The sequence below is a fragment of the Bacillus sp. PK3-037 genome (genome assembly GCF_054161355.1).
Genome location: NZ_CP096408.1, coordinates 502,310 through 525,329, shown reverse-complemented (window position 1 = coordinate 525,329; position 23,020 = coordinate 502,310). Strand labels below are relative to the sequence as shown.

The following is a 23,020-nucleotide window of genomic DNA, read 5'->3' as shown; positions in this document are numbered from 1 at the left end:
AGTAAATTGAGGATTTGAAGTTTCGACATATGACGAGGGCCTTCCCTTTAGATGACATGTACAAAAAAAACCAGTGTGTATCGAAAGGCAATCGACACGCACTGGTTTAGATATATTTTTTGCTTATTTAATTAATCTGATCTTTTATTTGTTTGTAACGCTGATATTCCTTTATCGCCTCTTCTACCTTCCCGTTTTTGTTAAATACCTGCATTTTGTATTGCATAATTTTATGATCGAAAGGTTCAATTTTCTCAACCTGCAGGCAAATGTCCAACGCATGACTGTAGTTCATTTCATGCATGAAAAAATCAATCAGTTCATAAGCCTTGCCTATCCACAGTTGGGCAAGACGCGTTTTCTCCGGTTCTGCCCACAAGTAGCCGTGCTCCATAAAGTAATGATTTTCGTATGACATTAACATATCTATGTGCTGGTTTAATGTAGTTGTATTAAGCGGCGGAGCCTCTTTCAGTGATTTTTCCCATTCAACAACATCAATTTTCACGCCTGAAAATCGAAGAATATATCCTGTGTCGGTCTTCTCGATTGATTGGCTGAAAGGAACCTGTCCGATTAATTTCCGTATTTGGTAAATGGTTGAGTAAAGCTGGGTGCTTGCTTTTGAAACATCATAATTGGGCCAAAAAAGGTCGATTAACACGTCTTTACTGACTACACGTCCTTGATTATGAAGTAAAAAAGCATAGATTTCACGCGCCTTGGACGTTCTCCACTTGACTGGAATATTTATTTTGACACCCTTTAAGGTTTGATGAAACTGCAGGCTTCCAAAACATTGAATGAAAAAATGCGCCTCGGTATTTTCTGCTGGTGTTCTAAGCATGTTATTCGTTCTGATACGTTCAACGGTTGTCTCCAGCCGCTTGTCATTTACAGGCTTCAGCAAGTAATCAATGGCATTCAATTCAAACGCTTTTATAGCAAATTCATTATAAGCCGTGATAAAAACGACTTGGACGTTTTCATTCAGCGATTGAATTGTTTCAGCAAGCTCAATGCCATTTATTCCGGGCATTTCAATATCAAGAAACACTGCATCTACAGCAGAGATCGCCGCATGCTCCAGAGCTTCAAGCGGATCTTGAAATGCCATAATGGTTTGAAAAGCGTTTGTCCGTTCAAGCATATTCTTAAAATGAAGCAATGCCAGATGCTCATCATCAACAATTAACGCGTTCAAAAACACATCCCACCCTATATGCAAATCGAAATATCAGTAAATAATTCTATTATATCATGCCAAATAGACCCTTTATTTGAATTATTTTTCTTTCTATTGTAGTTTTTGATAGCTTGAGATTACAATATTTACAAAGAAATGGGAATAGGAATGATCCTATTTGAAAAGGGGACTTAATGTTGAAAAAGAAATATATATTTATTTCGATTATTACAGGTTATGCAGCTTTCTTTATTTTATTTACGGTTATGAATCACCTGTCTGGAACAACCCTTCCTGAAGCGAGAGATGGGGTTATTCATCTGGAGAATTGGAATTTTCAGAAGGATGGAAACATACAGCTGAACGGAAAGTGGACATTATATCCAAATCAGCTGCTGTCGCCAAAAGATATCCATTCAGCCAAAGGGAAGGACCCAATATTTGTCGATGTCCCCAGCAATGTAGAAATCGTGAAACAAGGTATCAATGTGGATTATGGCACATATAAGCTAATCATCCGCTCGAATCAAGACAATCAGATGTTCGGAATCAGCACGTCTTTTATTTACAGTTCAAATCGTATCTATCTTAATGGAGAGTTAATTGGCCAAAGCGGCAGCCCTGCAAACAAACCAGATTTTACGGCGCAAAACAGACCGTATACGACCTATTTTAAGATACATAAGGGCGAAAATGAACTCATTTTACAATACTCAAATTTCGGAAAATCACCGGGATGGGGGATTGCAAAGCCGATCACTTTTGGAACCCAGGAGCAAATATTACGTGAAAATAAGATTTCCTTTCTTAATGATTCTGTTATGATTACGGCTTTTTTCATCACCGGATTATATTTTCTCGGTTTTTTCCTGCAAAGAAAAAAGGATAAGCATTTATTGTTTTTTGCTGTGATGTGTCTTCTTTTTTCGTTCATTATTCTTTTGATCGGAAAAGAACGGGTCCTGTATCTTCTCTGCCCCTCAATTTCATTTGTATTGTATAAATCTTTGACGGCAGTTACTACGGTGCTTGTCAGCATTGCTGTTTTTCTTTACCTCTATTTTGCTTACAGGGAGATTGTTTCAAAAAGATTTATACTCGCAGCGACTGTTGTCTCTGGAATCATTCTGGCCACAGACTTTTTATCCGGGCGTTTTATAGACCATGTCTCATACATATTACATTCTGTATTAGCCGTTTCGACTCTGATTTATATTACGTATATTTTTACAATTGCTGCGATCCGCAAGATGGAAGGAAGCTTATATCTTACAATTGCATCTATATCCATGAGCTCTTTTGTCATTTTAACCACCATTTCCGCTTACAGCGGCAAAACGGCTTTTTCATTTAATTCGATTTATTCAGTGCCCACAGTCATCGCTTTGCTGGCGATTGTTCTTTTGATGGCGCAGCAATTCGCCGGCGCTTTCCGCGAAAATGAAGTCCTGACACGGAAATTGCTCAATATTGACAGGCTAAAGGATGAGTTCATTGCCAAAACGTCGCATGAATTTAAAACGCCGCTGAACAGCATTATTAATATATGCCAGACCCTGCTGGCCGGCAGAAGAAAAAGAACGATAGAAGAAGAGAAAGATAATATGCAGCTTGTCATCCGCATGGGCTACAGGCTCTCCAATCTGGTGAATGACATCCTCGATCTAGAAAAAATAAAGCAAGACATGCTGCAGATTCATCCGGTTCCCGTTGACATTCATACTGTGATTTGTTCCGAAATGAACTTTTACCGGCTTTTGTCTAAACATAAAAAACTCAACATTGTGAACCATGTACCAGCCGGCCTTCCTATGGTACTTGCGGATGAAAACCGTTTTCGGCAAATCTTAACCAACCTTGTAGACAATGCTATAAAGTATACACCTGAGGGACAAATCACACTCTCCGCTGTCAGACTCAATGATAGAACGATCAAGATGACAGTAGCGGATACCGGAATCGGCATTCCAGAGAACGATCGCCAAACCATATTTGAATCTTTTCAGCAGGCTGAGATGAATAAAGACAACGGGGCCGGCCTGGGCCTCAGCATTGTGAAACAGCTGGTAAAACTCCAAAACGGAGACATTTGGGTAGAATCAGAAGCGGGGAAAGGATCGGCATTCCATTTCACATTGCCTGCCGTTCAAGGTAATGTTGTGCCTGAAATAAAAGATTGGCTGCCTGAATTGCCGTCCGGAAGAGATATGTCAGATATCTCTTTGAGTACGCCTTTTTACTCTGAGAAAATTGATGCTGCAACGATTTTGATTGTCGATGATAATATCGAAAGCTTAAAAATTTTAAACGATATGCTCCAAGGTGTTCCTTATAACGTAATTGCAGCAAAAAACGGAAAAGAGGCGTTAGAAGTAGTATCCCGATCTAAGCTTGATTTGGTAATATTGGATCTGATGATGCCGGATATGACTGGTTTCGAAGTCTGCATGACCATTCGGGAACGATTCAGCATGGTTGACCTTCCTGTCCTGATCGTTACAGCAGCCATTATCGGCCATGACAAGTACAAAGCTTTTCATGCCGGGGCCAATGACATTTTGCAAAAACCTTATCATTACTCTGAATTTATGGCGCGTATTAAAAACCTGATTATGATGAAACATACAGCAAACCAGGCGACAAATATGGAGATGGCATTTTTGCAATCGCAAATCAAGCCACACTTTCTTTACAATGTGTTAAACACGATTATTGCTCTTAGTCATTTGGATATTGAAAAAGCGCGTGAAGTAACGGCTGAATTCACCAACTACTTACGGATGAGTTTTGATTTCCGAAACACATCGGCCATCAGTTCGTTCAGAAATGAGCTTTCTCTCATCAGTTCCTATCTATCTATAGAAAAGACACGCTTTGGCGACCGGCTGAACACCCTTTTCGATATTGATGAAGACATTGACTTTATACTTCCGCCTTTAATGATTCAGCCGCTGATGGAAAACGCCGTCCATCACGGCATCAGCAAAAAAAGAGGCGGAGGATGGGTTAAGCTGACAGCAAAAAAACAAAGCAGCAACGAATATTACGTCCAAGTTGAAGATAACGGTGTTGGCATTGCGCCGGAAAAACAAAAAGATATCCTGTCTGAAGACTTCGATCGCAGCGTCGGACTGAAAAATATCAACCAGCGGCTCAAGCATTTCTGCGGCAGTGAATTGAACATCCGCAGCACTCCGGATGCCGGCACAGCTGTCTCGATGGTGATACACATTAATGAAACCGCAGATTCTCCTAAATTCATAGGCTCGTCTCCGGATGCAGAGGGACAATAAACAATACGCAATACCTTGGCCTATCAAAAAAGACCGCCGTCTCAGACGGCAGTCTTTTTTTTATTCCGATGACCTTGTTTGCTGCTTCAGCAGATCTCTGATCTCTTTCAGCAGCTCTTCTTGCGCATCCGCCGCTTCCGCCTCAGTCTCTTCTTCCGCTTCTTTCTTGCGCTTCAATTGATTCAAAGTCCGAATCACGATAAAAATAGAGAACGATATGATTAAGAAATTTACAATGGTTTGAATGAAGCTGCCGTATTTGACGACCGCATCACCGAATGTAAAGGACAGCCCCGAAAAATCAAGCCCGCCCAGAAGCAAGCCAACTAAAGGCATAATGATATCATTAACGAGCGATGTGACGATCTTACCGAACGCTCCTCCTATTACAACACCAATCGCAAGGTCAACAATGTTCCCGCGCATGGCAAAGGTCTTAAACTCTTTCCACATACAATCACCTGCTTTTTTTGTTTTGAAAGAAAAAAAGACAAATGTGCCGCTGCCCATCTGTCTCTTTTCACTTACTCGCCGAGGGCAAAAGTCAGATCAACTTCGCAAACCACTTCGCCGTCAACTTGAGCCACGCCTTTTCCGCGCCCGATTGTGCCTCTCGCACGAGTGATTTCCACCTCAAGGTGAAGCTGGTCACCAGGTTTCACTTGTTTTTTAAATCGGCAATTGTCAATGCCTGCAAAAAACGCCAATCTGCCGCGGTTTTCTTCTTTAATCAGCATAGCAACAGCCCCGACTTGAGCAAGCGCTTCTACAATTAATACGCCGGGCATTACCGGATACTGTGGAAAATGTCCGTTAAAGAACTCTTCATTAGCAGTTACATTTTTATAGCCTTTTGCCCGTTTGCCCTCTTCAACTTCCGTAATCCGATCTACGAGCAAAAACGGATAGCGGTGAGGAATAATTTCTTTAATTTGCTGAGTATCAAGCATTCTCTTGACATCTCCTTCATCTGCGTTAGTATGTATAGCAATCATGTATGATCTAATCTGTACATTTGAAAAGTATATTATGAATGAACCTCTTTTTCAACCGGCGCCCAAAGTGTAACCAACTGTCAATGAGAGCCGTCAAAAGTTGTGATATGATAATTATAGATTTTACCATCATAAAGAGGTAGGAAAATGATTTCGAAGTTTATTGAAAAAAGAATTCAAAAAATGTTAGACGAGTGGTATACCGCTATTGGCAAACGTAAAATGGATGACGCAGCAGCACTGAAAGAGAAAATCGACCAGCACCTTCCGAAACTTAAAAAGAACACAAAACTTTGGATGCGTTATCAATTGTTCTTCGCACGCCACCAGCTCCTTTTTGAAAACCAGGACGGGATGGATTCATTATTCCATGAGTTATATGAACAAGAAGACAAAATGGATGATGAATTGAAATATTATCTGCATTTTTTCTCAGGATTATACGAAATGGTCAAAACCGCTCCGAAGCATGCGGTGAATGGCTTTAAAAAAGCTGAACAATACCTGCACGCGATTCAAAACGCATTTGAAGCCGCCGACTTTTATTATCAAACCGCCGGCGCCTATTACTTGATGAAATCACCGCCGCTTTCCATCCAATATGTTGAAAAAGCATTAAATATCTACTTGCATCAATTCGGCTATGTCAAAAAGGTGATCAGCTGCAAACTGCTCCTCGCTGTAAACTATATTGATCAAGAGCGCTATGATGAGGCTGAACAGCTTTTCATAGAAATCATCAGGAAAACCCAGCAGGTAAATGACGATAATCTGCTGTGCCACGCTTATTATAATTTGGGCTTTTTAAAAGCAACCGAAAAGAAGGACCATGAAGCGCTTCTCTATTTTAAAAAGGTATTGAAGAATCATGCATTTGAAACCAATTCCCCAGTATCCTATCTGCACTGCGTGTATGAATCCGTCAGAGCTCTTTTTAAAACAGAAAAGATCTCAGAGGGAAAAGCGGTTTTGCAAAAAGGGAAAGAATTATCTGAAAAGGTAAACATTCAAACAATTCAATTGAAACTAAAAACACTTGAAGCGCTCTATACGTCGGCTGAAGATCCTTATGATACCTTGCTTGAATATGTGCTTGAACTAGAAAAAATCGAAGCTTGGGTGGATTTAGAGGTGCTTTTGGAGGACATCGCGGAATACTACAAAAAAAAGGACGATTTCGAAAAAGCCGCCTTTTTTATTATGCGCGGCTGATTGAAAACGCCCATCTTTCTATTATCTGACAGAATTAATCAAACCGAGCATCTGATCACCCATTGTGATCGTTCTGCTGTTCAGCTGATAAGAACGCTGAGACGCAATCAAATCAGTCATTTGCTTAGAAATATCCACATTTGACGTCTCAAGTGCACCCTGCTGCATGCCGATGTTTTGTCTGTTTGCGCCATTCAGCTCTTCAAAGGCTGCCGCATTATCAATGGAGAAAAGATTATTTCCTTCGGATTTCAGCTCTTGAGGATTGTTCACTTGGACAACCCCGAGATTAAACCGCTGCACCGTATTCCCGTTAGATGCGGTTAAGGTCCCGTTTTCATTGATCGTGATTTTTTTCATTGAACTATCTATGTTTACTGCATTGCCGTTTTCATCAAGCACGGGATGACCATTGCCTGTCACGAGCTGAAGCTGGTTGGCATTATCAGCGGAAGGCGATAAATAAAGCGCTCCGTCCCTCGTATATTGGCGATTGCCATTCACGTTCACCTGGAGGTATTGGTAAGGAGACGTAAAAGCGATGTCCAGATCGCGCTCCGTCTTCTTAATGCTTCCCTGATCGGATACGAGCCGTGAATTCATCATCGCTCCGACGCCAAGGCGCAAGCCGGGCGGCGTTTTTCGGGATTGTGCCACTTCTTCATTTTTTTCATCAACCTGATCGAATTGCTGTCTGACGAGCTCAGAGAAATTCGTATCCTTAGCCTTATAGCCGGTTGTGTTGCTGTTGGAAAGGTTGCTGCTGATTGTGTCAATCTGCTGCTGCAGCTGGTTTAAGGTTGTTGATGCCGTTAGCATTGACCTGAGCATAGTTGATGTCCCCCGTTTTTTCTTCCGTTATCTTATATTTTTCCGATTTCATTGGCTGCTTTGTCCATACTTTTGTCATACGCTTGAATGACCTTCTGGTTTGCTTCAAACGATCTGTACGCTTCAGTCATTTCTGTATAGGCGCTCGTCACATCAACATTCGAAAGCTCGGAAACGCCTTGTTTTAATGAATAGGATACTTGGTTATTGCCGGCCGCACTCGGCAGGTCATTTCCGTCAGCCGTGCTGTACAAATCATTGCCATCTTTTTTCAGATTTCTGACGTCCTCTGCCATTCTGACATCAATCTGTCCGGCTGTCCGTCCGTTCGCAGTAACAGTACCGTTTTCAGACACAGTGAAATTTTCATTATCGACCGTAATCGGCTGTCCTGTCGTGGATAAAATGGTATTTCCGTTGATTGTCAGCTGATTGTTCTCATTTAAAGAAAACGTGCTGCTTTTGGAATAACGGACACCATTCGCCGTTTGAACCGGATAAAAAAGGGCCGCATTTTCATTTGTTTCTGCATTTACCGGAACTTGATTTTCAATCAATGTGATGTCTGTAGGCTGATCCGTCGACTTAAGGCTTCCCTGTGTGAAAAGAGGCTTAAGTTCCTGCATATATACACCGGTGTTAACGGAACCGATTTCTGTTTTCGATGTGCCGGCTGGAGATTTTGCCTCAATTCTGCTCAGAAGCATCTCAGGGAACGCACGCATCGAGCCTTGTTCTGCTTTATATCCGGATGTATTTGCGTTTGCGATATTATTTGAAAGCATTTCCGTTCTGCGCTGCTGGGCAATCATTGCGGATGTTGCGGTATATAATCCTTTTAACAAGTTTTCCACCTCTAAAATGGCATTTTTTCCAGTTGTCATACAGGAACATTCGTTCTATAATACAAATAAGTATTTTATCCTATTATCGGCATTTCTCATCAATTCGTGAAGAGTTTTCATAAAAAAACCCCATTCTTTTTCAGAATGAGGTTTGAGTGATCAGCTTAGTTTGCGTTTAGGAAGCTTGTCCATATTATCAAGCATAACACCTGTGCCGACCGCCACACAATCCATTGGATTTTCAGCGACAAGCACCGGAACCTTCAGCTCTTCAGCGAGCAGCTGGTCGAGGCCGTTTAAAAGCGCGCCTCCGCCGGTAATGATAACGCCGCGGTCAATGATATCAGCGGACAGTTCAGGCGGTGTTCTTTCAAGCACTTGTTTCGCTGCCTGCACAATAACAGCTACAGATTCACGAAGGGCTTCTTCTACTTCTTTGCTGTTTACTGTAATTGTTCTTGGAAGACCGGAAACCATGTCCCGTCCGCGAATGGAAATTTCTTCGTGACGTGCGTCTGGGAAAACTGTTGCGACTTTAATCTTAATATCTTCCGCAGTACGTTCGCCGATCAGCAGCTTGTACTCGCGTTTGATGTAATTTAAGATTTCCATGTCAAACTTGTCCCCAGCCATTTTAATAGAAGAGGAGGTGACAATATCGCCCATTGAGATAACTGCGATATCCGTCGTCCCGCCTCCGATGTCTACAACCATGTTACCGCTCGGCTGGAATATTTCCATACCCGCGCCAATAGCGGCAACTTTCGGTTCTTCTTCAAGGTACACATGTTTACCGCCGCTTTTTTCAGCAGCTTCTTTGATTGCTTTTTGCTCAACTGATGTAATATTCGTCGGGCAGCAAATAAGCATGCGCGGTTTTGAGAACAGGCCTTTTACGTTCAGCTTGTTAATAAAATGTTTCAGCATTGCTTCTGTTACTTCAAAGTCAGCAATAACTCCGTCTTTCAGCGGGCGAATCGCAACAATATTCCCAGGTGTACGTCCAACCATTCGTCTTGCCTCTTCGCCAACCGCCAGCACTTTGCCGCTGTTTTTATCAAGTGCAACTACGGAAGGTTCATTCAGAACAATTCCTTTACCTTTAACATGGATCAGTACATTTGCAGTACCGAGGTCAATACCAATATCCCTTGCAAACATCTATTATATCCTCCTTGAAAATCTGTTTCACAGTAAATATCCACATTGTGCCCTAATTATATATATTATCATAAAATATAGAAAAAAAGTTGGAAGCACATTAAGTTCTTTACAAATTTTTGCGGATGATCTACAAACGATTTCCGGAAGACAATGCAGTTCATTTGTCCTAAGTGATTATGGCTGGCGAACGGGCTCTCCTTCAAGAATTTCATCCTTTTTATACTTGAGTTTTGTCGCTTCTCCTCCTCTTAAATGCCTGATGGATTTATGATAATCGAGTATTTCTTTCACTTCGTTTGCCAAGTCAGGATTGATTTCAGGCAGACGCTCTGTTAAATCCTTGTGTACTGTACTTTTGGAAACACCAAATTCCTTCGCAATGACACGAACGGTTTTCTTTGTCTCCACGATGTACTTTCCTATCTTGATTGTTCGCTCTTTGATGTAATCGTGCACACCACTCGACCTCCCTAAAATGGATGTGAGAAGTGTGAAATGAGATCCGTATTCTGTAAAGAGTCATTCATTATGCAGCTTCTTTGTTGTATGGTTTTAAAAGTAAGTTTGTGAAATATGCCCACGATCCCTCACCTCAAACACTCTCTTTGTTAGGTTTGTAACAGTGTATTAGCATTCTTGTGGGAATATGCTAAAAACTCAATAAGGACAAGGGGTGAAACGAACTTTTCGACTTCCGCTAATTATTTCGCGTCACTAAATTTATACCTTTACATCCTTTCATCGCTCCTGTAAAATGAAAAAAGCAATTAGTTACTTAGGTAAGTTTTTTTAGAAGGAGACCGAAATGACCTACGTCAACAGACACCTCATTCATCAAATCAACCAAAGCGCCCGCCTGATTGCCAAAAAAGCCAATGAACAACTGGAGCCATTCGGCCTTTACTCATCTCAATGGTCAATTTTATATTGTTTGCGTACGATCGGACCAATGACTCAAAAGGAGATTTGGTCCTATTTAAATGTGGAAGCCCCAACGGTGACCCGGACGATCAAACGCCTTGAAGAAAACGGATGGGTACAGAGACGGCAAGGTGAAGACAAACGGGAAAAACTCGTTGTCCTCACAAAAGAAGCAGAGAAAAAATACGAGGAAATCAATGTGAAAATGCTGAAATTCGAGGAAGAACTGCTTGCAGATTTCCGTGATGAAGATAAAGAAGCGTTTTCTCATTTATTTCGTTTGTTTTTACAACAATGAATTAAGGAAGTGACATACATTTGAAAAAGTCTGAACCGATTTGGACCAAAGATTTTATTATGGTCGTTCTCGTGAACTTGTTTGTTTTTGTGTTCTTTTATACATTTTTAACTGTTCTGCCTATCTATATGATGCAGGAGCTGGGAGGTACTGAATCTCAGGGAGGGCTGTTGATCAGTCTGTTCCTGTTATCCGCCATTTTCACACGTCCTTTTTCAGGAGCTATTATAGAACGGTTTGGGAAAAAGAGAATGGCGATTGTATCGATGGCGATTTTTGCCCTTTCGTCTTTTCTTTACCTGCCAATCCATAACTTCTATCTGCTGCTCGGATTGCGGTTCTTCCAAGGGATCTGGTTCAGTATTTTAACCACTGTAACCGGCGCGATCGCAGCTGATATCATTCCGGTTAAACGCCGCGGCGAAGGGCTTGGATACTTTGCCATGTCTATGAACCTCGCAATGGCTATCGGTCCGTTTCTCGGATTGAGCCTGGTGAAAATTGTGCCTTTCTCTGTCTTCTTTACAATTTTTGCGGTGTTTATGATTGTCGGGCTGTTTGTTACATTACTCATTAAAGTGCCAAACAGCATTAGCAGCGGAACGACTGTATTCCGCTTCTCTCTGTCGGATATGTTTGAAAAAGGCGCGCTTAAGATTGCGATTGTAGGATTGTTTATATCATTCTGTTATTCAACAGTTACGGCATTTTTGTCCGTTTTTGCTAAGTCTATTGATCTATTAAATGTCAGCGGCTACTTCTTTGTATGCTTTGCCGTTACGATGATGGTCGCGCGTCCGTTTACAGGCAAACTGTTCGACAAAGTCGGACCGGGGATTGTGATTTACCCTTCAATCCTGATTTTCTCTGTCGGACTTTGCATGCTTGCCTTTACGCACAGCAGCTGGATGCTGTTATTATCCGGAGCGGTGATCGGGCTCGGATACGGCTCAATCGTGCCGTGCATGCAAACGCTGGCGATACAAAATTCACCGGCACACCGTTCAGGATTTGCGACAGCGACGTTCTTTACGTTCTTTGACAGCGGAATTGCCGCTGGATCGTATGTGTTCGGATTATTCGTTGCTTCCGCAGGCTTCTCATCTATTTACTTATCAGCGGGTCTATTCGTTCTGATTTCTCTTCTCCTCTATGCATGGAGCCAGAAAAAAACGGCTGTCGCCGAACCTGAAGGAAAAGTGTCGATTGCAGAATAGCTTGTCAGACTGCCGGAGTTTGCCGGCAGTCTTTTTTCGCATAAAAAAAAACGGCATTCTGCTCCGTTGAACGGAATAGAATGCCGCTTCTTTCATGATTCAATAATCGGACGCGCAGGTGAATCCGGATCTAATGTAAAATCAAAAGACTCTTCGTCACGATACATCGGATCCGCATAAATAGAGCCGACATCATTTTTCGTTGCTTTTTGATAGGATGAAAACGAGTCGTATTCAGTCTTTTTCCACATCCATAAGCCGTCCTTACCTGCTTCCTTATGGTAAACGTTATGATTGACTCTATTTCCTTCATTGGTTTTCCAATCGTTGGCGATAAACAGCCTTGAATCACTTGCCGTCATGATGTTCTTTTCTATTACGTTGTTTTTTGTATCGTGCTGCAGCAATAGCTGTCCGCCATACAGCTCTTTTGTATCGTTGCGGAAAATAATGTTGTGAGCGATCACAGAACCGATGGTGCCGCCACGCTCTTTGTCATATCCGCCGATTGAAATACCCGTGTACGCATTTTGGTACACTTTGTTGTCGGTAATCTTTATATCCTCAGCATATTTTCCTTTGTGCTCAGAGGTTGCTTCAATACCGATATCGTTTCTGTAAACCGTGTTTTTCCTTATGTCAATATTGCGCCCTCCATCGACATATATTCCGCCCGCTGAGTACTCATCTCCATAAGCGGGATTTCCGAAAGTTGAATGATGATAGACAGTATTGTTTTCTACGACGCCGTTTCGAACATAATCGTTTTGATCTGCCGTTCCTTCATATCCGATAAGATCGATGCCAATATTGTTATTATCACGGACCAGATTGCCTGCAATCGTAAAGCCGTTAATGTTTCCGTTCAGCACAACCGCTTCACTCGCTCCGAGTGTCAGCTTTTCAACGGTATTATCCGTAATCTTAATGTCTTTCATGCTTCCCGTCCCATAAACCGCAATTCCGTGGGCATTGCCCTCATCCGCCGTTGTTTTTATATGCCGAACATGATTATCCTTTATCGTGATATGGCTGCTGGACCCAGTCACATAAATTCCCATGGCGGTTGCTTCTTCAGATGAGACAGAGAGATTCTCAATCGTTAAACCGCTGATTGTGATGTAATGTTTATTGTCTATGCGGATTAACGGCGTTTCATATTCTGCGCTCGTCATCGATTTCCCGGTAATGACTGCTTTCTCGTCCTGATAGTTTCGAAACGTGATAGGCTTTCCATCCGCGCCGCTATGCTTCACATCAAGCGGTTCATCATACGTGCCTTCCCGGATGATTACGGTTGTTCCGGCAACAGCTTCCTTAGCGGCATGCGCCAGTGTACGAAATGGCTTTGTTTTCGTCCCTTCATTTTGATCATTGCCGTCAGGAGAAACATATAAGCAGTTCACTGAGTCTTGTTCATTTGCTGCTGTCTTATCATAATTCAAAGCGATGATCACAGCAGTTAAAACGGCTGCCGCAGAAATAAAAAATGATATTTTCATATTGGATTCTCATTTCTATTTAGAATGGATTTTCTTATATCATTATAAGTTATCCATTTATGGAAAACCATCTCAAATTTCACCTGCATAAGTTCTTATTCAGCTCGACGCACCTGCCCAGAATCATACTTTCCCACAGCCGATGATACCGGCGGGTGAATCCGCATCAGAGCAATATAGACAAGAAATGATGTCAGCACACCTACAAACCATGAGATGTCATATAAGCCTTTTAATGCGGGGACATACATTCCGATTAATGAGATCAGCGCGCCTAAAAGCGTGGCTGCGAATGCCCGGTAGTTATACCCTTTAAAATACACATACCGTCCGGTTTCGGAATAAAGGTCATCAACCGATAGCACCCGCTTGCGAATAATAAAGTAATCAGCCATCATGACGCCCGCCACCGGACCGAGCATGCCGCCGATTAAACCGAGAAACGCATAAACGCTGGTTGCGCTCTCCATGAGCTTCCACGGAACCGTAAATAAAGCGAGCAGGGCTGTAATAAAGCTGCCTCGTTTAAAATTAATATATTTCGGCAACGCATTCGCAATATCATAGGCCGGAGAGACGATGTTTGCTGCGACATTTACTGAAATGGTGGCAATACAGAGCGTAATAACAGATAATACGATGACATAAGGATTATCAAACCTCGCCAAAATATCAACCACGTCCCAAATCGGCTCGCCGAAAGCAACCTGCGAACCGGAGGTCACCGTAATACTGGCAAACGCAAATAATGCGAAGGTTCCCGGCAAGCCGTAAAACTGGCCTTTAATCTGCTCTTTTTGCGTTTCAGCAAACCGTGTAAAATCAGGTATGTTTAAAATTAACGTCGCCCAAATGCCGATAATGCCGGTGACTCCGGCAGCAAACGGCCAAAACGTTTCTGAAAACGTATGAAATTTTCCAGGCTGCGAATAGATCGGCCCCAGTCCTCCGGCTATATCGACCGCCCACCATACCATGCCGCCAAACACCACATATACTAAAGGACCTGCCCATACCTCGAAACGCTTAATCGATTCCATGCCGTGGTGCAATACGAGTAAATGCACAGCCCAAAAGAATACGAAAGAGAGGAAACCAGACAAGTGAATGCCTAGAATATTCCACTCCCCGCCAATCTCTCCCCAGCCGGGCCACATATTTAACAGCAAAATGTTCAGCGCCGTGCTTCCGGCAAAGGTTTGAATGCCAAGCCACATAATGGCTGTAAAAGCCCTCAGAAGCGCCGGAATGTTTGCGCCGTAAATTCCATATGAAGCCCGGATAATCACAGGAAACGGCAGCCCGTATTTGGTCCCTGCATGCCCGTTTAAGGCGAGTGCGCCAAACAAAATAAGCGAGGCCGTAATAATGATCGCCATCACCTGCCACGGTGAAAGCCCGATCGCAATTAATCCGCCCACTGTCGCGTAGGTCGGTATATTATGTATGCACCCCATCCAAATCGAGGCAAAGTTCATTGCTTTCCAAGTGCGTTTTTCCTGCCCTAAAGGCAGCAGATCCTCATTGCTCAGCCTGTTTGATTGCTGCTGACTCTCTTTTAATTCCATAGCCGGCTCCCCTTTCAGCATTGTCTATCTTCCGTTATATGTATTGTTTTCTAACATCATATGTTACGTAATATAACTGAAAAGTCAGACAAATACATTGGCTATGATACACAATCCTTTTATTCATTTTTGAGCATCCTAAACAAGAAAAGAGACAGACTCGCATATCTGTCTCTTTTCTCATGATCTTGTTTTCATTAAGGCGGTGAATCTCAAAGCCATGAAAAGACTCAATGCGCCTACAGCAATAAGGATCATTCCCATGATATCAAAATGAGCCGCTGTAATCTCTTTACCGAACAGAAGGCCCAGAATCACAGAGGATAAAATCGAGCCGAGGTAACGGCACGTTTGGAACAGGCCCGAGGTCGTTCCCACCATGTCTGAAGGGCTCGTTTTCAGCATCGCCGCCTGAAGCGCCACGTTTCCAAGTCCGTAACCGATGCCGAGCAGCGACAGGATCAAGCCTTTCCCGATGACCGGAACGCTGATAAAAAAGACCGTTAAGAGTACAGCGCCGGCCGTCATCAGAAGCGCCCCCGCCAAAATCGGCTTGATGACTCCCGATCGGTCAATCCACTTGCCTGTAATGGGCGATACAGCGATGCTCATTCCTGACATGAACAGCATAAACAGACCGCTCGTTTGGACAGAAAGATGCATTTCATCCTGAAAATAACTCGGCAGGCCGAAAAATAAACAGTAGAAGAATACATTGAGTAAAATAAACTGAACGTATACCGCTGACAGGCTTCGCTGCGTTTTAAACAAACGGACATCAATAAACGGCTTCTCCGTTTTCAGCTCACGCCAGACAAATGCGGCAAGCAGAATGACACCAATCACACCTTCTGACGCATGCGGGGATGTGCTGAATGAAAGCAAAAAGGACAAAAGCAAAATGATCCCGCCGGCAAACAAAAGGATTCCCGGAACATCAAGCTGCCGGATAACTGTTCTGATCCCCACCCCTTTTTTCTGATCCTTCGGGAACATGTACATCCCCAATAGGAAGCTGATTATAATAAACGGCAGATTGACGATAAAAATCGCCGGCCAGCCGCCCCACACAATCAAAAAGCCGCCGACTGTAGGCCCCAGCGCCGTCATTGCAGACGCAAATATAGACAGCACCGCCAAGGCTGAAGCCTGACGCTCATGTATGTGACTTCGTATCAGCCCGACTCCCGACGGATAAATCGCACTGCTCCCCACCGATTGAAACAGCCGCATGACCAATAATGTCATAAAGGTTGGCGCAAACGGCGCCCCGATAGCGGACACCGCCACAAGAATAAGCCCGAATAAAAACAAACTTTTGCGCCCAATCAAATCGCCAAGCTTCCCCGTCACGGGCTGGGCCATAGCACTCGCCAAATAGAACGAGGAGATCAGCCAGGAAACCGTTGTAAACGCCAGGCGAAACTCATGCTGGATGCTGTGGAGCGCCAGAGAAATCATAGACGAGTTCAGCGGATTCAGCATCGTTCCTGAAGCTACCGCCGTTAAAAAGACAGCACGGCTCTTTTTTGATATTTTCATTTCACTTGTGATAAAAATTCTTCCGTTGTCCGCGATTTACCGATTCTCGGAAAAATAAAGCGCAGTGTGGCTTCATGCTCTTCCTGGCTGAACGTGGACATGGCATCTGTAATAAAAATCTGCTGATAGCCAAGCTGAAAGGCCTCGCGAGCCGTACTTTCCACTCCGATATTTGTGGCAATGCCGCACAGTACAATGGTATCAATACCGCGGCGTCTCAGCTGCAAATCTAAGTCCGTGCCGAAAAACGCGCCCCACTGGCGTTTGGTCACTGTGTAATCTCCGTCCTGCACACCGATTTCCGGAACAAATTCCGCCCAATCCGCCGGCATTTCACCTGAACCTCCCTGCGCCTGTTCATCCGTTTCCGGCTTTAGCGTATCCGCTCCGTCATGGAAGGCTACATTCACAAAGCTGATAAAGCCGTTATGTTTCCGGAATTCATCAATAAGTTTTTTCGCATTCGGGACAACCTGTCCGCTTTTATCTATTGGCACGATTCCTTTTTGCAGATCAATGATAACCAATGCTGTGTTTTGAAAATCAATGTTAAGTGTGTTCATTTGCGCTTCCTCCTGATGCTGTTAGTGTTTCTCACATTCCATATTTTACTCTTCAACTTCACATGAATTCTTGCATGACGCTTGTGAAATTCTCAGGAGAAGCGCTTATCTCACGATTTTTCTTTTATATAAAAATAAAAGGTGGTGCATACAAACATACCGGCAAGCACCGCGATCATAAAAGTTGTCATAGCTTCGTCACCTGCCTGCCGTTAATCGGCTGCTGATTAAACATGCCCATGAATTTGCGGCGGTCAATCCAAAGCAGAATCAAACACATGATCATTAATATCGTACTGAGATCCTGCACGCCAATATCAAAACAATAGTTAATCATGACGACGTTCACAATAATCGGCATAAATACAACCGCGCCTAACGCAGATGTTCTTGGAATCAACAGCAAAACCGCAGCAATGATTTCCCCAAAGCCTATAAATACTTCATAGACATGGGAATAACCGAAAAATGTCCACGCAATTGTAAATCCCTTTCCCGCTGCAGCAGCAATTTCAGGTGTTACTTCCCCAAACTGGCCTATGACCACTTTCGCCAGGCCGTACACAAAAAAATTAAAGGCCAAAAACAACCGGAATGTCGCCGGAATGGACTTTCTTAACGCTCTCAGCAGCCTGTTGCCTTTATTCATCTCGCATCCCCCTTAGTGTATTATATTAACTAGTACACTTAATACACTATATATAATTCTATTTATTGTCAATTCCCTTTTTTCTCATAAAAACAGAATTATTTTATAGACATAAAGTCTTGTATGGCACATACCGTTTTTCTTTCTTCGCCCGCATTGATAACACATACTAAAAAACATGTCAGGAAATCTTACATGAAAATGTTTTATCATTCTTTTTTCTCTATAATGAAGAAATATAATAATTTTCTGAAAGATACGGAGGAATGAGACATGCAAATGGGCGATACAGTATTTATGTTCTTTTGCGCTTTACTCGTGTGGCTGATGACCCCGGGGTTAGCGTTATTTTATGGAGGAATGGTAAAAAGCAAAAATGTGCTGAGTACAGCAATGCACAGTTTCTCCTCCATTGCCATCGTTTCCATCGTTTGGGTGCTGTTCGGATATACACTCGCCTTCGCACCAGGCAATTCAATCATTGGCGGCCTGGAGTGGGCAGGACTGAAGGGGGTCGGATTTGATCCGGGTGATTACAGCGACACGATTCCCCATTCATTATTTATGATGTTTCAAATGACGTTCGCGGTTCTGACAACCGCCATCATTTCCGGGGCTTTCGCAGAACGGATGCGATTCGGCGCTTTTCTTTTATTCTCGGTTTTATGGGCTTCATTGGTTTACACACCGGTTGCTCACTGGGTATGGGGCGGCGGCTGGATCGGTCAGCTTGGCGCACTTGATTTCGCGGGCGGAAACGTTGTTCATATTTCTTCCGGGGTGGCCGGCCTTGTTCTGGCTATCGTGCTCGGCAAACGGAAAGACGGCACAGCGTCTTCTCCGCATAACCTCATTTACACCTTCTTAGGAGGCGCCCTGATTTGGTTCGGCTGGTTCGGTTTTAACGTAGGCAGCGCCCTGACATTAAACGATGTCGCCATGTACGCCTTTATAAATACAAACACGGCAGCCGCAGCGGGGATTGCCGGCTGGATTTTGGTTGAATGGATCATCAACAAAAAACCGACGATGCTCGGCGCGGTATCAGGAGCGATCGCAGGGCTTGTGGCCATCACGCCGGCGGCCGGGTTTGTCACACCGTTTTCTTCTATTATCATTGGCATCATCGGCGGAGCGGTTTGCTTCTGGGGTGTCTTCTCGCTTAAACAGAAATTCGGGTATGATGACGCGCTTGACGCCTTTGGCCTGCATGGCATCGGCGGCACATGGGGCGGCATCGCGACAGGATTGTTCGCAACAACTTCAGTCAACTCCGCTGGTGCAGACGGTTTATTCTACGGGGATGCAAGTTTAATCTGGAAACAAATCGTAGCGATCGCTGCCACTTATGTTTTTGTATTTATTGTCACTTTCGTTATTATTAAAATAGTAGGCCTCTTCCTTCCCCTTCGCGCAACCGAAGAAGAAGAATCCCTTGGGCTTGACTTAACAATGCACGGGGAAAAAGCATATCAAGATTCTATGTGAGGAGTGACGTTATGAGCGGTCAAATGTTCAAGGTAGAAATTGTAACGCGTCCGGCAAATTTTGAAAAGCTGAAGCAGGAACTCGGAAAAATCGGAGTCACCTCTCTGACCTTCTCCAATGTTCACGGCTGTGGGCTTCAAAAAGCACATACGGAGCTTTATCGAGGGGTAAAAATAGAAAGCAATGTATATGAACGTTTAAAAATCGAAATCGTGGTCAGCAAGGTTCCTGTTGATCAAGTAACTGAGACCGCTAAGAGGGTTCTGAAAACGGGATCACCGGGTGACGGTAAAATCTTCGTCTATGAAATCGGCAATACGATTAATATCCGCACCGGCGAAGAAGGACCTGAAGCGCTGTAATATCGTTAAGAGATTCGGACACTCCGGATCTCTTTTTTTCGTGCGGAGAAAAAACCCCCAGAAACCGTGATGCCCATTCGAATCCTCTTCAAGCGCCATGATTTCAGACAATCTCTATTTTTATTTGAAACTTTTTCTGAGTAAGATGAGTCTACTTAATATAAAAATGTAAAAGGTGATTATTTGAATTACGAAATATTTAAAGCTATCCATGGATTATCTCATCACAATTCTGTTCTCGATTCCATTATGGTTTTCATAACGGAATACGCGATCGTTGCCTATGCGCTTATCTTATTGGTGATGTGGCTGTTCGGGAACACACAAAGCAGAAAGAACGTGCTTTACGCAGGAATTACGGGAATTGCGGGTCTTGTGATCAATTACTTGATTACACAAGTTTATGTTGAACCGCGCCCTTTCGTCGCTCACACGGTTCATACGCTGATCCCGCACGATGCGGATGCTTCTTTTCCGAGTGACCACACAACGGGAGCGCTAGCCATTTCGATCGCAATGCTTTTCAGAAACCGTAAAATCGGCTGGCCGCTCGTCATCTTCGGGCTTTTGACCGGTTTTTCACGAATTTGGGTGGGACATCACTATCCGATAGATGTGTTGGGCAGCCTTGTTGTCGCGATCATTATCGGGTTCCTGTTCTTTAGATTTTCAGATCTTCTTCGCCCGTTCGTTGATTTCATCGTTCGAATCTATGAAGCGATTATCAACAAGATTACGAAAAAACCAACCGATCAAAATTTCTAAGCAAAAAAGCCGGCCTCTGAATGCAGAGCGCCGGCTTTAATATTTTTCATACATCTCATGTTTTTTCCGCTTTGCGATAACAAATAATCCAAGAAACAGGGCAATCCCAACACTGTCAATGAGCACATCCCGGATGCAGCCGTTTCTGCTGAAGAAAAGCTGAATGATTTCCGTAAAAACGGCAAACACGAATGCTCCGCCCGAGGCCCATTTTATACGGCTCCATTGCTTCCAGAGCAAATATGTCAGCACGAAAAAAGAAAACGTGTGCCCGATTTTTTGAATCACAGCTTCAGGCGTGGTCAGCTGAGTAAAATCCATGTCTAAAAATTGGTTTAGATCAGGATGCGGATGAAAGTGAAATGCCACTGTCTGCGACACCACCATATCACTGAAGCTTTCTGTACAGACAGAGAGTAAAATGAAGAAGATCCAGCCTGCGAGTAATAAACGATGCATAAAAACAGCCTCCTTTCCAGCGGCATCTTGTGCATGTCAATACATAGACGGCACAGTGAAACAAAAAGTAACAAAAAAAAACGCCTATCACACCGATAGACGTTTTCTTCATTAGGACTGTTCAGTGCCTTCTGTTGTGCTGCTTTCTTTGGAACCTGATTTGTCAGTTGAATCATCCGTTTTGTCCTCGGATTTTTCGTCAGTTCCTTTTTCAGTCGAACCATCCTTTTTTTCTGATGATTGCTGAATGGATTCTTCTGTTTTCTCAGTTGCAGCTTTTTCTTCTGCAGCTGCCGCTTTTTCAATAGAAGAAACCGGCTTGTCCATAAAGTTCAGCGGGTTCATAGCAATTCCGTCTTTACGGATTTCAAAGTGTACGTGGTTGCCGCTTTCTTCGCTGTAAAGGTTCTTGCCAGACTTTCCGATGACTTGGTTTTGCTTCACCTTGTCGCCTTGCTCAACACCTGCTTCAGAAAGTGATTGATACACAGTAGATAACCCATCAGCATGTTCGATTTCCACAACATATCCCAGCACTGGATCCTTTTCAGATTTCACAACCGTACCGCTTAGAGAAGCAGAAACATCGAAATCTTTTCCGTCTTTCTCAGCTAAGTCAATTCCTTTGCTTAGGCTGTACGTGTTATTATAGGTAACGAGTGCTGCTTCTTTTTCTTCTTTTGCGGCATCAGTTTCATAGAACTTTTTCACAACAGAAACGTTTTCAGAATCAACAACCGGCATTGCGACATTTTCCATAGACTTTCCTACTTCAACTGCATCGTCGTTGTTGTCATACGCGGAGCTTCCGCCGTTATCAGCTAACTGATCCTTTACCTCATCATTTGATACAGATTGATACCAAAGGACAGCTGTTAAAATGACGGCCGCACTGACTAAGTAAATTGCAGGGAACACCCAGCGTTTACGAAAAAACTGCTGAAGTTTTTTGACTTGAGAAGTTTTCTTTTCTTCCTCTCTCATTGTTTATCACCTCAGCAACATTCTGAACACTTTTCTGAAAATATATACACGGATATAAAAAACTTTTTTAGATATAGTTTGTGCAGGCTGATAAGAAAGTATGTCATTTTTTTTTTGAGAGGAGAACCAAATACGTATGAACTTCACATTACGTCTTGCTGAAAAAAAGGATATAGAAGCGGTTGTAGCGATTTATAACTCTACGATTGCCTCACGAATGGTAACAGCCGATACTGAACCGGTAACTCCGGAAGACCGGATGGCATGGTTTTTGGGACATACAGACGAACGGCCGCTGTATGTTGCTGAGGATGAAAACGGGGACGTGGCTGCCTGGATCAGCTTCGAAAGATTTTACGGCAGGCCTGCTTATAATAAAACAGCCGAGATCAGCATATACATTCATGAATCATGCCGCGGCAAAGGCGCCGGAACACATTTGCTTCAGGAAGCGCTCCGCATCGCGCCGGAGCTTGGCATCCGCTCGCTTATGGCCTTCATTTTCGGACATAACAAGCCTAGCCTGAAGCTGTTTGAAAAGCACGGTTTCAAGGAATGGGGGTTATTCCCCAGCATTGCCGAAATGGACGGCAAGCGATATGACTTAAAAATATTAGGGAGAGAGCTATCATGATTAGTCTTGATAAAGATGAAAACCATATTGAAAATCACCACGAAGAAAACAGCGTGATCGAGCAGGAGAACAACAGCACAGAGAGCGAAAAACGGGAGCTGAGCGCTGCTGCTGTCAAATCGCTTTCAGACATTGCAAAGTGGGGCAAAATAACAGGAATTCTTTTGATTGTCATGGGCGCGCTGGCTGCCCTGTCGGCTTTAATGACAGTCATAGGCGCTATTCCAGGCGTTCTGCTCATTATTTCAGGCGTATTTCTGATGCGGTCAGCAAAATCAGCAAAAGAGGCGAGCGGAAATCTGACCGGCAGTGCGGGTGAAAGCATGCTGGAGAACTACGGAAAATTTATTAAAATGCAATTATTCTACGCTGCATCAAGTATCGCCGCAGGCCTTATCGGAATCATTTTGCTCATTTTCTTCCTCGTATTTGTCGGCATCGCCGCTTTTGAGGATATGGATACGTATGAAGACCCGGATTCCTATTATTATGAAGATGAGCCCGTATTTGAATAAAAAGAGCTGACCCATGTCAGCTCTTTT

At 43.4% G+C, this 23,020-nt stretch carries 24 protein-coding genes and 1 pseudogene; 10 read left to right on the top strand and 15 right to left on the bottom strand.

Going from position 1 to position 23,020, the window contains the following annotated elements:
* Positions 1-127: 127 nt before the first annotated feature.
* Positions 128-1,204 carry a response regulator gene (locus M1D69_RS02770; protein WP_458104661.1) on the bottom strand — a complete coding sequence of 359 codons (1,077 nt, stop codon included), beginning with the start codon at positions 1,202-1,204 and terminating at the stop codon, positions 128-130.
* 176 nt (positions 1,205-1,380) lie between these two features.
* Here M1D69_RS02770 and M1D69_RS02765 point away from each other — a divergent pair.
* Positions 1,381-3,270 (top strand): annotated as a pseudogene (locus M1D69_RS02765) (sensor histidine kinase); the annotation flags it as partial.
* A gap of 123 nt (positions 3,271-3,393) precedes the next feature.
* Positions 3,394-4,479, top strand: a complete 1,086-nt coding sequence (locus M1D69_RS02760; RefSeq protein WP_458110428.1) for a response regulator — start codon at positions 3,394-3,396, stop codon at positions 4,477-4,479.
* Positions 4,480-4,539: 60 nt separating this feature from the next.
* On the opposite strand, the gene mscL is transcribed toward M1D69_RS02760, so the two are convergent.
* On the bottom strand, positions 4,540-4,932 hold the full coding sequence (gene mscL / locus M1D69_RS02755; protein WP_106295532.1) for a large conductance mechanosensitive channel protein MscL: 393 nt from the start codon (positions 4,930-4,932) through the stop codon (positions 4,540-4,542).
* 71 nt (positions 4,933-5,003) lie between these two features.
* The gene (gene fabZ / locus M1D69_RS02750; protein ID WP_106295318.1) at positions 5,004-5,429 is read right to left on the bottom strand and encodes a 3-hydroxyacyl-ACP dehydratase FabZ; all 426 of its coding nucleotides are present in this window, start codon (positions 5,427-5,429) and stop codon (positions 5,004-5,006) included.
* Positions 5,430-5,621: 192 nt separating this feature from the next.
* Here fabZ and M1D69_RS02745 point away from each other — a divergent pair, with 192 nt between their 5' ends.
* Positions 5,622-6,686: a response regulator aspartate phosphatase gene (locus tag M1D69_RS02745; RefSeq protein WP_458104662.1), complete on the top strand. Its 1,065-nt coding sequence runs from the start codon at positions 5,622-5,624 to the stop codon at positions 6,684-6,686.
* A 21-nt stretch (positions 6,687-6,707) separates the two neighbouring features.
* On the opposite strand, the gene M1D69_RS02740 is transcribed toward M1D69_RS02745, so the two are convergent.
* The 5 genes from M1D69_RS02740 to M1D69_RS02720 form a co-directional block, all read right to left on the bottom strand.
* Complete coding sequence (locus M1D69_RS02740) at positions 6,708-7,517, bottom strand: flagellar hook-basal body protein (protein WP_458104663.1); 810 nt, start codon at positions 7,515-7,517, stop codon at positions 6,708-6,710.
* A gap of 32 nt (positions 7,518-7,549) precedes the next feature.
* A complete protein-coding gene (flhO, locus tag M1D69_RS02735) occupies positions 7,550-8,362 on the bottom strand; it encodes a flagellar hook-basal body complex protein FlhO (RefSeq protein ID WP_024123119.1) in 813 nt (270 codons plus the stop codon).
* A 159-nt stretch (positions 8,363-8,521) separates the two neighbouring features.
* On the bottom strand, positions 8,522-9,523 hold the full coding sequence (gene mbl / locus M1D69_RS02730) for a cell shape-determining protein Mbl (RefSeq protein WP_010332179.1): 1,002 nt from the start codon (positions 9,521-9,523) through the stop codon (positions 8,522-8,524).
* Positions 9,524-9,700: 177 nt separating this feature from the next.
* Entirely contained in the window at positions 9,701-9,982 is a 282-nt protein-coding gene (gene spoIIID, locus M1D69_RS02725; RefSeq protein WP_010332180.1) for a sporulation transcriptional regulator SpoIIID, read from the bottom strand.
* A gap of 14 nt (positions 9,983-9,996) precedes the next feature.
* Complete coding sequence (locus tag M1D69_RS02720; RefSeq protein WP_082687840.1) at positions 9,997-10,107, bottom strand: protein usd; 111 nt, start codon at positions 10,105-10,107, stop codon at positions 9,997-9,999.
* Between the two features lie 224 nt (positions 10,108-10,331).
* Between M1D69_RS02720 and M1D69_RS02715 the strand changes: the two genes are divergently transcribed.
* Positions 10,332-10,745, top strand: coding sequence for a MarR family winged helix-turn-helix transcriptional regulator (locus tag M1D69_RS02715; protein WP_044159667.1), 414 nt, complete (start codon positions 10,332-10,334; stop codon positions 10,743-10,745).
* A 20-nt stretch (positions 10,746-10,765) separates the two neighbouring features.
* Entirely contained in the window at positions 10,766-11,962 is a 1,197-nt protein-coding gene (locus M1D69_RS02710; protein WP_059335120.1) for an MFS transporter, read from the top strand.
* A gap of 92 nt (positions 11,963-12,054) precedes the next feature.
* Here M1D69_RS02710 and M1D69_RS02705 read toward each other — a convergent pair whose 3' ends face one another.
* From M1D69_RS02705 to M1D69_RS02685, 5 genes are all read right to left on the bottom strand, one after another.
* Positions 12,055-13,464, bottom strand: coding sequence for a DUF1565 domain-containing protein (locus M1D69_RS02705; protein WP_458104664.1), 1,410 nt, complete (start codon positions 13,462-13,464; stop codon positions 12,055-12,057).
* Between the two features lie 95 nt (positions 13,465-13,559).
* A complete protein-coding gene (gene pucI / locus M1D69_RS02700) occupies positions 13,560-15,032 on the bottom strand; it encodes an allantoin permease (protein WP_458104665.1) in 1,473 nt (490 codons plus the stop codon).
* A gap of 180 nt (positions 15,033-15,212) precedes the next feature.
* Positions 15,213-16,574 (bottom strand): MFS transporter, encoded by a 1,362-nt coding sequence (locus M1D69_RS02695; RefSeq protein WP_458104666.1) that lies wholly within the window; start codon positions 16,572-16,574, stop codon positions 15,213-15,215.
* Entirely contained in the window at positions 16,571-17,137 is a 567-nt protein-coding gene (locus M1D69_RS02690; RefSeq protein WP_458104667.1) for an isochorismatase family protein, read from the bottom strand. Before M1D69_RS02690 ends, M1D69_RS02695 begins: the two co-directional genes overlap by 4 nt.
* A 187-nt stretch (positions 17,138-17,324) precedes the next feature.
* A complete protein-coding gene (locus M1D69_RS02685; RefSeq protein ID WP_284559864.1) occupies positions 17,325-17,786 on the bottom strand; it encodes a hypothetical protein in 462 nt (153 codons plus the stop codon).
* A gap of 273 nt (positions 17,787-18,059) precedes the next feature.
* On the opposite strand from M1D69_RS02685, the gene amtB reads away from it, so the two are divergent.
* The 3 genes from amtB to bcrC all read left to right on the top strand — a co-directional run bounded on the left by amtB (position 18,060) and on the right by bcrC (position 20,401).
* On the top strand, positions 18,060-19,274 hold the full coding sequence (amtB, locus tag M1D69_RS02680) for an ammonium transporter AmtB (RefSeq protein ID WP_059335124.1): 1,215 nt from the start codon (positions 18,060-18,062) through the stop codon (positions 19,272-19,274).
* An 11-nt stretch (positions 19,275-19,285) separates the two neighbouring features.
* A complete protein-coding gene (locus M1D69_RS02675; protein ID WP_010332189.1) occupies positions 19,286-19,636 on the top strand; it encodes a P-II family nitrogen regulator in 351 nt (116 codons plus the stop codon).
* 183 nt (positions 19,637-19,819) lie between these two features.
* Positions 19,820-20,401 carry an undecaprenyl-diphosphate phosphatase BcrC gene (gene bcrC / locus M1D69_RS02670; protein WP_044159681.1) on the top strand — a complete coding sequence of 194 codons (582 nt, stop codon included), beginning with the start codon at positions 19,820-19,822 and terminating at the stop codon, positions 20,399-20,401.
* A 36-nt stretch (positions 20,402-20,437) separates the two neighbouring features.
* Here bcrC and M1D69_RS02665 read toward each other — a convergent pair whose 3' ends face one another.
* A complete protein-coding gene (locus M1D69_RS02665) occupies positions 20,438-20,860 on the bottom strand; it encodes a VanZ family protein (protein WP_458104668.1) in 423 nt (140 codons plus the stop codon).
* Positions 20,861-20,971: 111 nt separating this feature from the next.
* Positions 20,972-21,844 carry a peptidoglycan DD-metalloendopeptidase family protein gene (locus tag M1D69_RS02660; RefSeq protein WP_458104669.1) on the bottom strand — a complete coding sequence of 291 codons (873 nt, stop codon included), beginning with the start codon at positions 21,842-21,844 and terminating at the stop codon, positions 20,972-20,974.
* A 136-nt stretch (positions 21,845-21,980) separates the two neighbouring features.
* Here M1D69_RS02660 and M1D69_RS02655 point away from each other — a divergent pair, with 136 nt between their 5' ends.
* Complete coding sequence (locus M1D69_RS02655; RefSeq protein WP_458104670.1) at positions 21,981-22,478, top strand: N-acetyltransferase family protein; 498 nt, start codon at positions 21,981-21,983, stop codon at positions 22,476-22,478.
* Positions 22,475-22,993, top strand: a complete 519-nt coding sequence (locus M1D69_RS02650) for a DUF5362 family protein (protein ID WP_458104671.1) — start codon at positions 22,475-22,477, stop codon at positions 22,991-22,993. Before M1D69_RS02655 ends, M1D69_RS02650 begins: the two co-directional genes overlap by 4 nt.
* The last annotated feature ends 27 nt before the right edge of the window (positions 22,994-23,020 follow it).